We start from the raw sequence: 13,340 nt of genomic DNA on the forward strand, positions 1-13,340 counted from the left end.
CTCGCTCGGGCAATGAAAACGGCCCGCACGGTGCGTGCGGGCCGTCGTTTCGCGGACTTCTGTGGTCACCGCCAGGCTTCGTCGGCCGCCCGGCGGGCCGCCGCCACGTCGACGGTCGGTCCCCGCTCGGCGAGCGCCGCGCCCAGGGCCGCCAGACAGGCGTGCACGACGTCCGGCGTCGCGTCCGGCCCGTAGTGGTTCACCCGGATCATCTCCTTGGCCAGGGCGCCGCCGCCGGCGGCCAGCGGCAGCCCCGCGTCGCTCCCCAGCGCGTGCGCCACCAGCTCGGACGCCACCGTCCCGGAGGGCGCCCGCAGGGTGGTGGCCACCGGCGCCGCGTCCTTCGCCTCGTACACATACGGCTCCAGACCGCCGCCGAGCGCCGCGGCCCCCGCCCGGGTGGCCCGCGCGGCCGCGGCGTGCCGCGCCATCACCGCGTCCAGGCCTGCCGACTCGATCCGCTCCAGGCACGCCTCCAGCGCCAGCATCTCCAGCTGCGCGGGAGCGTGCGGCAGCGCCTTGCGGCCGTCGTCGATCCAGCGGTCCTTCCAGTCCAGCAGGGAGAGGTACGAGCGGCGCGGGGCGTCCGGATTGGCCGCCATGCGCGCCCACGCCCGCTCGCTCACCGAGATCGCCGACACCCCCGCCGGTCCGCCCATCGCCTTCTGGGCCCCGATCACACACAGGTCCACACCCCACGCGTCCGGCAGCACCGGCTCCGCGCCGACCGAGGCGACCGCGTCCAGATAGAACAGCGCGCCGTGCTCCCGAACCACCTCGCCGATCTCCGCGACCGGGTTGGTGTTGCCCGTCGCCGCCTCCGCGTGGACCAGCGACACGAAGTCGATCTCCGGATGCCGGGCGAACGCCTCCCGGATCCGCTCGGCCGTCACCGCCGTGTGGAAGGGAACCTCGACGTCGTGCACCGTGGCCCCGCAGTCCCGCAGCCAGTTCCCGAAGGTCTGCCCGTAGGGGCCCGTGATCACGTTCAGCGCCGTCGTGCCGGGTCCGGCCGCCGCGCGGATCGCGCCCTCCAGCGGCAGCAGTGCCTCGCCCTGGGTGATCAGCACGTCCTGCCGGGTGTCCAGCAGCCGGGCCACCCGGTCCTCGATGGCGGCGAACCGTTCGGCGCTCAGCGGGGGCAGATCGAGGAGGGGGTGGGTCACGGCGCTGCTCTCTTCGCTCACAAGGGTCCAGAAGGCCGGCCGGAGGCCGACGGGAACGAGGGTAACGCCCGCCCTCCACCGCCCCGGCGACCGGCGAGTTCTCAGGCTGGACAGCTCCTCGGCCATCGGTTTGATTTGAGAGACCCAAACATCTTCTTATAATCGGAACCCACGATTCCCCCCACTGGAGATCCCCCATGAATACGCTCCTCCGGCGCCGGACCCGCCTTCTGGCCGCCACCACCGCCACGGCCGGGCTCGTGCTCGTGGCCGGCTGCTCCTCGGGCGACGGGGGGAACGGCGCCACGGTCAAGGGGGTCCACCTCGTCAAGGCGGGGCAGCTCACCACCTGCACCCACCTGCCGTACCCGCCGTTCCAGTCGGAGGTGAACGGCGAGGTGCAGGGCTTCGACGTCTCCCTCGTCGACCTCGTCGCCAAGAACCTCGGCGTCAAGCAGCAGATCCTGGACACGCCGTTCGAGAACTTCAAGACCGGTGCGTTCCTCAACTCCGGTCAGTGCGACCTGGCCGCGGCCGGCATGACCATCACCGCCGAGCGCAAGAAGAACGTCGACTTCTCCGACCCGTACTTCGAGGCCACCCAGGCGGTCCTCGTCGACAAGAACAGCGGGATCAACTCCCTCGAGGACGTCAAGGCCAAGGGCAAGAAGCTCGGCGCCCAGGCGCAGACGACCGGCGAGGACTACGTCAAGGGCAAGGGCTACGACCCGATCTCCTTCGAGTCCTCCGACGCGGTCCTCAACGGCCTGCGCACCGGCCAGGTCCAGGCCGTCGTCATCGACTACCCGGTCGTCCAGGGCTGGCTGAAGGACAAGGCCAACGCCGACAGGTTCAAGGTCGTGGGCAACCTCAAGACCGGTGAGCAGTACGGCTTCACGGTCAAGAAGGGCAACACCAAGCTGCGCGAGGCCCTCAACAAGGCGATCGCCGACGCGAAGGCCGACGGCACGTACAAGAAGCTGTACGAGAAGTGGATCGGCCCGTACGACGAGTCCGCCGCCTCCCCCTCGGCCTCATGACCGACACCGGCACAGCACTCCAGCCGAAGAAGAAGGGCCTGACCCGGCGGCAGCGCCGCAGCCTGTCCCGGGCCGTGCAGTACGTTGTGTTCGCCGCCGCCGTGATCGCGTTCGCGGTCGCGGCGGACTGGGGCCGGCTGAAGAACCAGTTCGCCCAGGGCAGCATCGCCAAGCAGATGTTCCCCGAGGTCATCACGCTGGCGCTGAAGAACACCGTGCTCTACACGCTGTCCGGCTTCGTCGTCGGACTCGTCCTCGGCATGGTCATCGCGTTGATGCGGCTGTCCTCGGTCGGCCCGTACCGCTGGGTGGCCGGCGTCTACATCGAGATCTTCCGCGGCCTGCCGGCCCTGCTGATCTTCATCTTCGTGGGCGTGGCCGTGCCGCTGGCCTTCCCGGGCACGGAGATCCCGGGCGGCACCTACGGCAAGGTCGCCATCGCGCTCGGCCTGGTCTCGGCCGCGTACATGGCGGAGACGATCCGGGCCGGCATCCAGGCCGTGCCCAAGGGGCAGATGGAGGCGGCCCGTTCGCTCGGCTTCTCGCCCACCCGGGCCATGGTCTCGATCATCGTCCCGCAGGCATTCAGGATCATCCTGCCGCCGCTGACCAACGAACTCGTCCTGCTCTTCAAGGACTCCTCGCTGGTGCTGTTCCTCGGCGTCACCCTGGAGGAGCGCGAACTGTCCAAGTACGGCCGCGATCTGGCCAGTACCACCGCCAACTCCACGCCGATCCTGGTCGCGGGCCTGTGCTACCTGCTGGTGACCATCCCGCTCGGCTACGTCGTCCGCCGCATGGAGTCCAGGTCCCAGGAGGCGATCCGATGAGCGACGCGGAGATCAAGGTCCAGGACCTGCACAAGTCCTTCGGCGACAACCACGTGCTGCGCGGCATCGACCTGGAGATCGGCCAGGGCGAGGTCGTCTGCGTCATCGGCCCCTCCGGTTCCGGCAAGTCCACGCTGCTGCGCTGCGTGAACCTGCTCGAGGAGCCCACCAAGGGCCAGGTCCTCGTCGGCGGCACCGAGCTGACCGACCCCGACGTCGACATCGACGCCGTCCGCCGCCGCATCGGCATGGTCTTCCAGCAGTTCAACCTCTTCCCGCACCTGGACGTCACCGAGAACCTCACGCTGCCGCAGCGCCGGGTCCTCGGCCGGGACAAGGCGACGGCCGCGCGGATCGCCGCCGAGAACCTGGACCGCGTCGGCCTGGCCGAGAAGGCGCGGGCCTACCCGTCCTCCCTCTCCGGCGGCCAGCAGCAGCGAGTGGCCATCGCCCGCGCGCTCGCCATGGGCCCCGAGGTGATGCTCTTCGACGAGCCGACCTCCGCGCTCGACCCCGAGCTGGTCGGGGACGTCCTCGCGGTGATGCGCCGGCTCGCCGAGGAGGGCATGACCATGATGGTCGTCACCCACGAGATGACCTTCGCGCGCGAGGTCGCCGACCGGGTCGTCTTCATGGACGGCGGCGTGATCGTCGAGGAGGGCAGCCCCGGCCAGGTGATCGGCGCCCCGCGGCACGAGCGCACCCGCCACTTCCTCTCCCGCCTCCTGGACCCGGCGATGGCCGAGGTCGAGGAGGAGAGCTCGGACCAGGTGGGCAAGCCCCAGAGGTAGCTGACTAGGGTGCCGGGTATGAGCGATGACGCGGTGCTGCATGTGAGGGGGCGGGTCCTGGCCGGGCCCGAGGACGTCCGCGACGAGCTGTGGGTGGTCGGGGGCCGCGTCTCCTACGACCGCCCCGCCGGGGCGCGCGACATCACCACCGTCGAGGGCTGGGCGCTGCCCGGCCTCGTCGACGCGCACTGCCACGTCGGCCTCGGCGCCGACGGCCCGGTGGACGCGGACACCGCCGAGAAGCAGGCGCTGACCGACCGGGAGCGGGGCACCCTGCTCATCCGGGACGCCGGCTCGCCCTCCGACACCCGCTGGATCGACGACCGCGAGGACCTGCCGAAGATCATCCGGGCGGGCCGGCACATCGCCCGCACCCGCCGCTACATCCGCAACTACGCGTGGGAGGTCGAGCCGGAGGACCTGGTCGCCCACGTCGCGCGGGAGGCGGAGCGCGGGGACGGCTGGGTGAAGCTGGTCGGCGACTGGATCGACCGCGATCTCGGCGACCTGTCCGCCTGCTGGCCGCGGGAGGCGGCCGAGGCCGCCATCGCCGAGGCCCACCGGCTGGGCGCCCGCGTCACCGCGCACTGCTTCGCCGAGAGCTCGCTGCGCGACCTGGTCGAGGCCGGCATCGACTGCGTCGAGCACGCCACGGGCCTGACGGACGACCTGATCCCCCTCTTCGCCGAGCGGGGCGTGGCGATCGTCCCGACCCTCGTCAACATCGCCACCTTCCCGCGGCTCGCGGCGGGCGGCGAACGCAGGTATCCGCGCTGGTCGGCCCATATGCGCCGGCTCCACGAGCGCCGCTACGACACCGTGCGCGGCGCCTACGACGCCGGCATTCCGGTCTACGTCGGCACGGACGCCGGCGGCTCACTGGCCCACGGCCTGGTCGCGGCCGAGGTCGCGGAGCTGGTCACCGCGGGCATCCCGCCCGTCCGGGCGGTGGCGGCGGCGAGCTGGAGCGCCCGTGCCTGGCTGGGCCGCCCCGGCCTGGAGGAGGGCGCGCCGGCCGACCTCGTGGTGTACGAGTCCGACCCGCGGGCGGACGTCCGGGTACTGGCGGCCCCGCGCCGGGTGGTGCTGAACGGGCGCGTCGTGGAGTAGGCGCAGCAGGGGGGCAGGGCCGGCGAGCGGGCGGTGGGGCTCGAGCGGGGCAGGGGAACGCGCGTGCCTGGTGATTCGAAGAGGTGTGCTGAAACTCCACGAAGGAGTGAAGTAACGCAGGATCGCTGACCGTTCACCCACAGTGCGTACAAGGTTGACGGGTCCCAAGCAAGTTTCCTCTGGGGGTCCCACGCCTTGAACAGCAACAACTTCCGCATGCCCGCACGCAGGCTCGCCACGGTCGCGACGGTCACCGCGCTCGCCGCGGCCCCCGCGCTGCTGGGCGCGAACGCCGCGCACGCCACCACCGGCCACGGTCGCGCCTCCGCCGTCGTGCTCCGCACCGGGCTAGACGTGTCCCTGCTCAACAAGACCGTGAACGTCCCGCTCGCGGTCAGCCTCAACGAGGTCCAGGCGCCGCGCAGCGCGGACAGGACGACGCTGACGGCTCGGCTCGACGGCGTGAACGGCGGCCGGCCGTTCACGGTCCTCGGCGCGGAGGCCGCCTCGGCCAGGGCCACGGCGAACGGCCGGCTCGCCGAGGGGTCGGTCCGCCTCGCCCACGCCAGGCTGCACGTGCCGGGCCTGCCGCTGCTCTCCGTGGTGGAGGTCGGCACGGTCACCGCCAAGGCGACCTGCGCCGCCGGGAAGGCACCGGTCGCCTCCGCGAACGTCCTCGGCGCCGTCACGGTCCTCGGCAAGCGGGTCACGCTGACCGCCGGCGGCCCGGCCGAGGTGAAGGTGCCCGGCGTCGGCGAGGTCCGTCTCGACCTCTCCCAGCGCCGCACCACGTCCCGTACAGCGGCCGCCACGGCACTCGAACTCAAGGTCTCCGTCAACCCGCTGAAGCTGAACGTGGCCGAGGTGAACGGCACGGTCACCCTCGCCAAGGCCACCTGCGAGACCCCGGTACCCGCCCGCCACACGCCCCCGAGCCACACCGGCACCGCCCCCGAGGTCAAGCCCCAGGGCGCCCCGGGTGCACAGGCCGACCTCGCGGAGACGGGCGGCAGCTCCTCGACCCCGTACATCGCGGGCGGCGCCCTGGCACTGCTGCTGGTCGGCGGAGGCGCGGTGACAGTGGCCCGCCGCCGCAGGAGCTGACGACGGCGGGGGGTGGGTACGGCGCCCTCTCGGCCCACCGAGTCGGCCGGACGGGTGGGGAACGGGGTCCGGGGCCGGCGCCCCCGGCAGGGTCCGGGGCGGCGCCCCGGCTACGGCAGCGCGTCCGACAGCGCGGCCAGGAACCCGCTCACCGTCCCCCGGTCCCGCACCGCCACCCGCACCCACGCGTCCCCGTCCAGCCCGGGAAACGTGTCCCCGCGCCGCACCGCGTACCCCAGCTCACGCAACCGCCCCCGCACGGAACCCGCGCCCGGCACACGCACCAGGACGAACGGCCCCTCCGCGGGCGACACCACCCGCACTCCGCGGGACGCGAACGCGGCGAGCCCCGACGTCAGATGGCCGCGGTCCGCCGCGATCCGGTGCGCCGCGTGCGCCGCCTCCGCCAGCGCCCGGGGCGCCACACACGCCTCGGCCGCGGCGAGCGCCGGCGTCGACACCGGCCACAGCGGCTGAGCCCGCTCCAGCTCGGCGATCGTCTCCGGCGCGGCCAGCACGTACCCGATGCGCAGCCCGGCCAGCCCCCAGGTCTTGGTCAGGCTGCGCAGTACGACGAGACCGGGCACGTCCGTCCGCCCGGCCAGCGCCTCCCGCTCACCCGGCACCGCGTCCATGAAAGCCTCGTCCACCACCAGCACCCGGCCGGGCCGGGCGAGGCCGGCGACCGAGTCGGCCGGATGCAGGACCGACGTCGGATTCGTCGGGTTCCCGATCACCACCAGGTCCGCGTCCTCGGGCACCGCCGCCGGATCCAGCCGGAACCCGTCCGCCTCCCGCAGCAGCACCCGGTCCACGGTGTGCCCCGCGTCCCGCAGCGCCGCCTCCGGCTCGGTGAACTGCGGATGCACCACGACCGGCCGGCGCACCTTCAGCGCCCGCGCCAGCAGCACGAACGCCTCCGCGGCTCCCGCCGTCAGCAGCACCCGCTCCACCGGCAGCCCGTGCCGTGCCGCGACCGCCGCCCGCGCGGCCCGCCCGTCCGGGTAGGCCGCGAGGGACGGCAGCGAGGCGGCGATCTCCTCCCGCAGCCACGGCGGCGGCGTGTCCGCACGGACGTTGACGGCGAGATCGACCAGCCCGGCGCCGTCGTCCCGCGTCTCCGCGTCGCCGTGATGGCGCAGATCGTGCCTGGCGTCCGGGACGCCTCCGGTCTCCTCAGTGCGCATGGCTGTGCGAGTGCCCCCCGTGATGGTGGTGCCCGTGCCCGTGGTGATGACCGTCGTCGTCCGGGTGGAAGTGAGGCTGCTGCGGCAGCCCCACCTTGTCCTCGAAGCCCGGCAGCGCGATCCGGTACACACAGGAGTCGCAGTTCATCCGCAGATCGCCCTTGACGGCCTCCGCGTACCGCTCCATCACCAGGTCCAGCAGCTCCGGCTCCGGCCCGATGACGTCCGCGGAGCGCACCTCCAGCTCCGGACGGCCGGCCGCCCACTCCTCGGTCTGCCGGCGCACCCGGTCCGGCAGGATGCCGGTGAACAGGAAGTAGGGCAGCACGACGATGCGCCGCGCCCCCAGCTTCGCGCACCGGTCGAGCCCGCTCGGCACGTCCGGCGCCGCCAGCGACACGAACGCCGTCTCGACGCCCGCGTAGCCGCGTCCCTCCCACAGCAGCCGGGCCGCCTTGTGCACCTCGGCGTTGGCGTCCGGGTCGGTCGAGCCGCGCCCCACCAGCAGCACGGTCACGTCGGACCGCTCGGCGGACGTACCGGCCAGCGCCTCGTCCAGCCGCCGCTCCAGCACGTTCAGCAGCGCCGGGTGCGGGCCGAGCGGACGCCCGTAGGTGTACGAGATGCCCGGGTGCCGTTCCTTCTCCCGGGACAGCGCCGCCGGGATGTCGCCCTTGGCGTGCCCGGCGGACACCAGCATCAGCGGTACCGCCGCGAACCGGCGTGCGCCCCGCTCCACCAGCTCGGCGACCGCCTCGCCCAGCGGCGGCGGGGACAGCTCGATGAAGCCGCCGGCGACGGGCAGTTCGGGGTGGCGGCGGCCCAGCTCCCGTACGAAGTCGCGGAACGCCTCGGCTCCGGCCTCGTCCCGGGTGCCGTGGCCGGCGATGAGCAGGGCGGGCGGCGGGGTGGTCACGGGGTCTCCTTCGGGGAAATCGGTTGGTACAGCAGGGCGTTGAGCGCGGCGGCGGCGACCGCCGACCCGCCCTTCTCGGACACGTTGCTCACGGCGGGCAGGCCGCTTTCACGCAACGCCTCCTTGGACTCGGTCGCGCCGACGAAGCCGACGGGCAGGCCGATGACGAGCGCCGGGGAGGCGTCCAGGGTCAGCAGCTCCTCCAGGGCCGTCGGCGCGTTGCCGATCACCCAGAGGGCGCCGGGCCCGACCTGTTCGTAGGCGAGCCGGATCCCGTGCGCCGAACGGGTCAGTCCGGGGCCGGCCGAGGCGTCCTTCAGCCGGCAGACGGTCTCCCGGCGCGTGATGCCGGCCCCGACCATCTCGACGTCCACGACGACCGGCGCCCCGGCGTGCAGCGCGGCGTGCGCCGTCACCAGGTCGCCCTCGTCCATGACGAGATCGCTCGCGTACTCCAGGTCGGCGGCGGAGTGGATGACCCGCTCCACCACCGCCCTGGTCAGCGGCGGGAAGTGCGAGGTGTCCAGGCGGGCGCGCAGCCGCCGGTAGGACTCCTCCTCGATGGGGTGGACGACACGGTTCACCGGGCGCCCTCCCGCGTGCCGTCCTGCCAGCGGTAGCCGCGCGGGGTCACCATACGGCCGGCGATGTTCCGGGTCGCGGTGTTGCCCACGGTGACGACCGTCATCATGTCGACCGTCGCCGGGTCCAGTTCGCCGAGGGCGGTCAGCCGGCTCGACTCGTCCGGCCGGGAGGCGTTGCGCACCACACCGACCGGAGTCGCCGGATCCCGGTGCCCGGCGAGGATGGCGAGCGCCTTCGGCAACTGCCAGTCGCGGCCCCGGGACCTCGGGTTGTAGAAGGTGACCACGATGTCCGCCTCGGCCGCCGCCCGCACCCGCCGCTCGATGACCTCCCACGGCGTGTGCAGGTCGGACAGGCTGATCGAGACGTGGTCGTGGCCCAGCGGCGCGCCCAGGATCGCCCCCGCGGCCAGCGCGGCCGTCACACCCGGCACGCCGACCACGTCGATGTCGTCGGACGCCTCGGCGAGCGCGGGGGAGGCCATGGCGTACACGCCCGCGTCCCCGCTGCCGATCAGCGCCACCGCGTGCCCGCGCCGGGCCTCCGCCACGGCCGTACGGGCCCGTTCCTCCTCCGCGCCGAGCCCCGACTCCAGCACCCGGGTGCCGGGCCGCAGCAGATCGCGGATCTGGTCGACGTACTGGTCGAGGCCGACCAGCACCGAGGCCCGCCGCAGCTCGGCCGTCGCGCGCGGGGTGAGCAGGTCCCGGGCGCCCGGCCCGAGCCCGACCACGGCGAGCCTCCCGCGTCCCGGACGCCGTACGACGGCACAGGTCGCCATCGCCGGCCGGCCGTCGGCACGCGCCGACTTCCGCTTGGGCACGAGGAGTTCACCGCCGCGCGCCAGCGCCGCCGCCTCCGCGACCGACGGTGTGCCGACGGCCGCCAGCGGCGCGCCGGACGGATTGGGCACCGCCACGTCCGCCAGTTCCTGCGCCGGGTACGTCACCAGGGGCACCCCCAGCGCCGCGGCGGCGGCCACGATGCCCGACTCCTCCGACTTGGCGTCCACGGTGGCGAGTTCGGCGACCGACCGCGGCGAGAGGCCCGCCTCCCGCAGCGCCTCCTCGACCAGCCCGAGCACCTCGTCCGCCGGCGCGCCCCGGGAGGCGCCCACGCCGACCACCAGGGACGGCGGCCTGAGCAGCACCTCCCGCTCGCCGGGCGCGACGGCCCGGTCGGTGAGCCGGACGGTGTACGCGCCCCGAGGCGAGGTGGGCAGCGCGGGCAGCGGCCACGGCACCTCGGCCTCCAGGGCGACCGGTTCGCCGTCCAGCAGCGCCCGCGACACCGCGGCCACCGCCCCCTCGAACGGGAACCCGAGGGTGTCCAGCCCCGGCAGCCCCACCGCGTCCGTCGCGGTCGTCACCACCGGCTCGGCGCCCAGCAGCCCGCCGACCTCGCGGGCGAGTTCGTTGGCGCCGCCGCCGTGCCCGCCGAGCAGCGACACCGCGAACCGGCCGCCCTCGTCCACGCACACCACGCCCGGGTCGGTCGCCTTGCCGCCGAGCAGCGGCGCGAGCAGCCGTACCACCGCGCCCGTCGCCAGGAAGCAGACCAGCTGCTCGCACTCGGCGAACGCGGCCCGTACGGCCTCCCCGGCGCCCCCGTCGTACACCCGCGTACGGTCCGGCCAGGCCGCGGCCAGCAGGTCCCGCGCCGCCGTGCCCGCCGCGGTGGCGGAAATGAGGCCGATCACTTCGCTTCTCCTTCACTGGATGCCGGGGGGCGGACGCCCCACAGCAGGAAAACGGGATTGGCCGCCGCCAGCCGGGTCACGTCCCCGGGCAGCGGCGCCAGCCGGGACGACTGCAACAGCACGCCGTCGCAGCGGAGCCCCGCGCCCGTCAGCGCGGCGCGCGCGGCCGGCACCCGGTCCAGGGCGGCCATGGCGACGACGACGGTCCGCCGGGCCCGCCGCGCGCACGCGCCGACGATGGCCGGCAGCTCGCGCCCCCCGCCGCCGACGAACACGGCGTCGGGGTCGTCCAGTCCGTCCAGCGCGTCCGGCGCGGCACCGTGCACCACGTCCACGTCGACTCCGTGGGCGACGGCGTTGGCCCGGATCCGCTCGACCCCGTCCGCGGTCCGCTCCACGGCGACGGCGGCCGCGCCGAGCCGCGCGCACTCCACGGCCACCGAACCCGAGCCGGCCCCGACGTCCCACACCAGGTCGCCCAGGCGCGGCCCCAGCCGGGCGAGTGCCAGCGCCCGCACCTCGAACTTGGTGATCATCGAGTCACGGTGCGCGAACTCACCCTCGTCCAGGGCCCATCCGGCGGCCCGCGCCCCCGCCCCGGCGACCGTCCGCACGGCGCCCAGCGTCCGCGCCTCGTCCAGGCACAGCACCACGCTCACCGCCGTGCCCCAGTCCCGGGCGGCGGCCTCGGCGGGCGTCACCCGCTCCACGCGCTCGTGCTCCGGATCGCCCAGCGCGCTCGCCACGACCAGCAGCCGGCCGCCGCCGAGCGCGGCTCCCAGCTCGGCCGGCCCGGCCCCGGGCCCGGTCAGCACGGCCACCTTCGGATGCGCCCTGCACGCGTTGACGGCCGTCCGCAGATCACGCCCGTGCGCGCTGACCACGACCGCGTCGTCCCACGGCAGCCCCAGCCGTGCGAACGCGGTGGCCACCGAGGACACCCCCGGCCGCACGTCCAGCCGCCCCGCCCCGAACCGCTCGGCCAGCGCCCGCACGATCCCGAAGAACCCCGGGTCCCCGGAGGCCAGTACGACCACCGGCAGCCCCAGGTCCGCGTACTCCCCGATCGCGTCCAGGGCGGGCGCCAGCGGCCCGAGCACGATCCGCCCGGCCCCCTCGGGCAGATGCACGGCGTCCAGGTGCCGCCGCCCGCCCACGACGAGGGCGGCACCGGCGAGCACCTCGCCCGCGACCGGCGCCCCCGTCCCCGTACCGACGACCGTGATCAACTCTTCGCCCTCTGCTCGCGCAGCGCCCGCCGCGCCTCCGGGTCGGCCTTGCGGTACCCGTGGAAGTGGCCGGGGTGGTACAGGTGCGAGCGGGTCCCGTGGGCGTCCAGGGCAGCACCGACCAGGAAGAGGGTGTGCTTCCAGAGCCTGTGCTCCTTGACCGTCTCCTCCAGCGTGCCGATCGTGCACCGGACGATCAGTTCCTCCGGCCAGGTCGCCTGGTACGCGACGACCACGGGGGTGTCCGTGGGGTAGCCACCCTCCAGCAGCTCCCGCACGAGCTGGCCGCTGCGCGCCGCCGACAGGAACACCGCCATCGTGGTGCCGTGCCGGGCGAACTCGCGCACCTCCTCACCGGGCGGCATCGGCGTCTTGCCGCCGCCGAGCCGGGTCAGCACGACCGACTGGGCCACCTCGGGGATGGTCAGCTCCCGCTGGGCGAGGGCGGCCACGGCGGAGAACGAGGACACCCCCGGCACGACCTCCGTCGCGATGCCGATCTCCGCGCACCGGTCGAGCTGCTCCTGGGTGCCGCCCCACAGCGCCGGGTCGCCGGAGTGGACCCGGGCGACCTTCAGCCCTTCGGCGTGCGCCCGCCGGTAGACGCCGACCACGTCCTCCAGGGACATGGCCGCCGAGTCCAGGATCTCCGCGTCGCCCCGGGCGTGCTCGAGGACCTCGGCCTGCACCAGGCTCGCCGCCCAGATCACCACGTCGGCCGCCGCGATCGCGCGCGCGGCCCGGAACGTCAGCAGATCGGCGGCGCCGGGGCCGGCACCGACGAACGTCACCTTGCCGGTGGGGGCATCGGCCATGGCCATGGGAAGGGGTCCTCTCGTAGGAAAGACGCAGGTCTGTTCTGGGATGAAACGTCAGGGTCTGGGGGTGTGCGGAAGGCACCGGATGTGCGCGAAGGCACCTTCATCGGATAGCAAGGGCCCATGGCGGTCTTCGTCGCGCTCGGCGCGTTCCTGATGACGCTGGCCGGCGGCTGGACGGCACAGCGTGTGACCGACCGTCGCCATCTCGTCCTGGGTCTGGCCGGCGGCCTGATGCTGGGCGTGGTCGGCCTCGACCTGCTGCCGGAGGCACTGCACGCGGCGGACCGCGAGATCTTCGGCGTACCCGCTGCCCTGCTGCTGTTCGTGGCCGGCTTCCTGCTGGCCCATCTGGTGGAGCGCACCCTGGCCGCGCGCCAGGCGGCGCACGGGGGTGCCGAGCACCAGCACCGCGCCCCCGAGGTGGGCCTGACGGCGGCGGCCGCGATGGTCGGTCACAGCGCCATGGACGGCGTGGCTATCGGCGCGGCGTTCCAGGTGGGCGGCGGTATGGGCACGTCCGTCGCGCTCGCCGTGATCGCGCACGACTTCGCCGACGGCTTCAACACCTTCACCATCACGAGCCTGTACGGCAACGCCCGCCGCCGGGCGGTGGGGATGCTGGTGGCCGACGCCTGCGCCCCCCTGGTGGGCGCGCTGTCGACGGTCTTCTTCCACATCCCCGAGCCGGTGCTCGGCGGCTATCTCGGCCTCTTCGGCGGCGTACTGCTCTATCTCGCCGCTGCCGAGATCCTCCCCGAGGCCCATCACGAGCACCCCGCCCGCTCCACCCTGCTGTGCACGGTCGCGGGCGCGGCGTTCATCTGGCTGGTGGTCGGCGTCTCCGGCGGCTGACCGCACGGGC

13 protein-coding genes are annotated in these 13,340 nt (G+C 74.1%); 6 read left to right on the plus strand and 7 right to left on the minus strand.

The genetic code is table 11. The features are described 5' to 3' along the window. Positions 1-65: 65 nt before the first annotated feature. A complete protein-coding gene (locus tag ACZ6B1_RS23870; RefSeq protein WP_468781423.1) occupies positions 66-1,166 on the minus strand; it encodes a pyridoxal-phosphate-dependent aminotransferase family protein in 1,101 nt (366 codons plus the stop codon). 197 nt (positions 1,167-1,363) lie between these two features. Here ACZ6B1_RS23870 and ACZ6B1_RS23875 point away from each other — a divergent pair, with 197 nt between their 5' ends. The 5 genes from ACZ6B1_RS23875 (at position 1,364) to ACZ6B1_RS23895 (ending at position 6,041) form a co-directional block, all read left to right on the plus strand. Next, complete coding sequence (locus tag ACZ6B1_RS23875; RefSeq protein ID WP_468781425.1) at positions 1,364-2,206, plus strand: transporter substrate-binding domain-containing protein; 843 nt, start codon at positions 1,364-1,366, stop codon at positions 2,204-2,206. Then, positions 2,203-3,036 (plus strand): amino acid ABC transporter permease, encoded by an 834-nt coding sequence (locus tag ACZ6B1_RS23880; protein WP_468781427.1) that lies wholly within the window; start codon positions 2,203-2,205, stop codon positions 3,034-3,036. Before ACZ6B1_RS23875 ends, ACZ6B1_RS23880 begins: the two co-directional genes overlap by 4 nt. After that, the gene (locus ACZ6B1_RS23885) at positions 3,033-3,827 is read left to right on the plus strand and encodes an amino acid ABC transporter ATP-binding protein (protein ID WP_468781429.1); all 795 of its coding nucleotides are present in this window, start codon (positions 3,033-3,035) and stop codon (positions 3,825-3,827) included. Before ACZ6B1_RS23880 ends, ACZ6B1_RS23885 begins: the two co-directional genes overlap by 4 nt. 18 nt (positions 3,828-3,845) lie before the next feature. Further along, entirely contained in the window at positions 3,846-4,937 is a 1,092-nt protein-coding gene (locus ACZ6B1_RS23890) for an amidohydrolase family protein (protein ID WP_468781431.1), read from the plus strand. 195 nt (positions 4,938-5,132) lie between these two features. After that, a complete protein-coding gene (locus ACZ6B1_RS23895) occupies positions 5,133-6,041 on the plus strand; it encodes an SCO1860 family LAETG-anchored protein (protein ID WP_468781432.1) in 909 nt (302 codons plus the stop codon). Between the two features lie 110 nt (positions 6,042-6,151). On the opposite strand, the gene cobC is transcribed toward ACZ6B1_RS23895, so the two are convergent. The 6 genes from cobC to cobM are packed head-to-tail and all read right to left on the minus strand — an operon-like array spanning position 6,152 to position 12,472. Then, positions 6,152-7,228, minus strand: a complete 1,077-nt coding sequence (cobC, locus tag ACZ6B1_RS23900; RefSeq protein WP_468781434.1) for an Rv2231c family pyridoxal phosphate-dependent protein CobC — start codon at positions 7,226-7,228, stop codon at positions 6,152-6,154. Further along, positions 7,218-8,144 (minus strand): sirohydrochlorin chelatase, encoded by a 927-nt coding sequence (locus ACZ6B1_RS23905; RefSeq protein WP_468781436.1) that lies wholly within the window; start codon positions 8,142-8,144, stop codon positions 7,218-7,220. The genes cobC and ACZ6B1_RS23905 overlap by 11 nt, the downstream gene beginning before the upstream one ends. Then, positions 8,141-8,728 carry a precorrin-8X methylmutase gene (locus tag ACZ6B1_RS23910; protein WP_468781438.1) on the minus strand — a complete coding sequence of 196 codons (588 nt, stop codon included), beginning with the start codon at positions 8,726-8,728 and terminating at the stop codon, positions 8,141-8,143. Before ACZ6B1_RS23910 ends, ACZ6B1_RS23905 begins: the two co-directional genes overlap by 4 nt. After that, positions 8,725-10,428: a precorrin-3B C(17)-methyltransferase gene (gene cobJ, locus ACZ6B1_RS23915; protein WP_468781440.1), complete on the minus strand. Its 1,704-nt coding sequence runs from the start codon at positions 10,426-10,428 to the stop codon at positions 8,725-8,727. The genes ACZ6B1_RS23910 and cobJ overlap by 4 nt, the downstream gene beginning before the upstream one ends. Then, on the minus strand, positions 10,425-11,657 hold the full coding sequence (cbiE, locus tag ACZ6B1_RS23920) for a precorrin-6y C5,15-methyltransferase (decarboxylating) subunit CbiE (protein WP_468781442.1): 1,233 nt from the start codon (positions 11,655-11,657) through the stop codon (positions 10,425-10,427). The genes cobJ and cbiE overlap by 4 nt, the downstream gene beginning before the upstream one ends. After that, complete coding sequence (gene cobM / locus ACZ6B1_RS23925) at positions 11,654-12,472, minus strand: precorrin-4 C(11)-methyltransferase (protein WP_468781569.1); 819 nt, start codon at positions 12,470-12,472, stop codon at positions 11,654-11,656. The genes cbiE and cobM overlap by 4 nt, the downstream gene beginning before the upstream one ends. Before the next feature lie 126 nt (positions 12,473-12,598). Here cobM and ACZ6B1_RS23930 point away from each other — a divergent pair, with 126 nt between their 5' ends. Then, on the plus strand, positions 12,599-13,330 hold the full coding sequence (locus ACZ6B1_RS23930; RefSeq protein WP_468781444.1) for a ZIP family metal transporter: 732 nt from the start codon (positions 12,599-12,601) through the stop codon (positions 13,328-13,330). Positions 13,331-13,340: the final 10 nt, after the last annotated feature.

The organism is Streptomyces sp. NPDC041129 (assembly GCF_055592265.1).

What these genes read in the sequence shown, in the direction of transcription:
- ACZ6B1_RS23875 (WP_468781425.1), top strand. Translation starts at nt 1,364, where the DNA reads ATGAATACGCTCCTCCGGCGCCGGACCCGCCTTCTGGCCGCCACCACC.
- ACZ6B1_RS23880 (WP_468781427.1), top strand. Translation starts at nt 2,203, where the DNA reads ATGACCGACACCGGCACAGCACTCCAGCCGAAGAAGAAGGGCCTGACC.
- ACZ6B1_RS23885 (WP_468781429.1), top strand. Translation starts at nt 3,033, where the DNA reads ATGAGCGACGCGGAGATCAAGGTCCAGGACCTGCACAAGTCCTTCGGC.
- ACZ6B1_RS23890 (WP_468781431.1), top strand. Translation starts at nt 3,846, where the DNA reads ATGAGCGATGACGCGGTGCTGCATGTGAGGGGGCGGGTCCTGGCCGGG.
- cobC (WP_468781434.1), bottom strand. Translation starts at nt 7,228, where the DNA reads ATGCGCACTGAGGAGACCGGAGGCGTCCCGGACGCCAGGCACGATCTG.
- cobM (WP_468781569.1), bottom strand. Translation starts at nt 12,472, where the DNA reads ATGGCCGATGCCCCCACCGGCAAGGTGACGTTCGTCGGTGCCGGCCCC.
- ACZ6B1_RS23930 (WP_468781444.1), top strand. Translation starts at nt 12,599, where the DNA reads ATGGCGGTCTTCGTCGCGCTCGGCGCGTTCCTGATGACGCTGGCCGGC.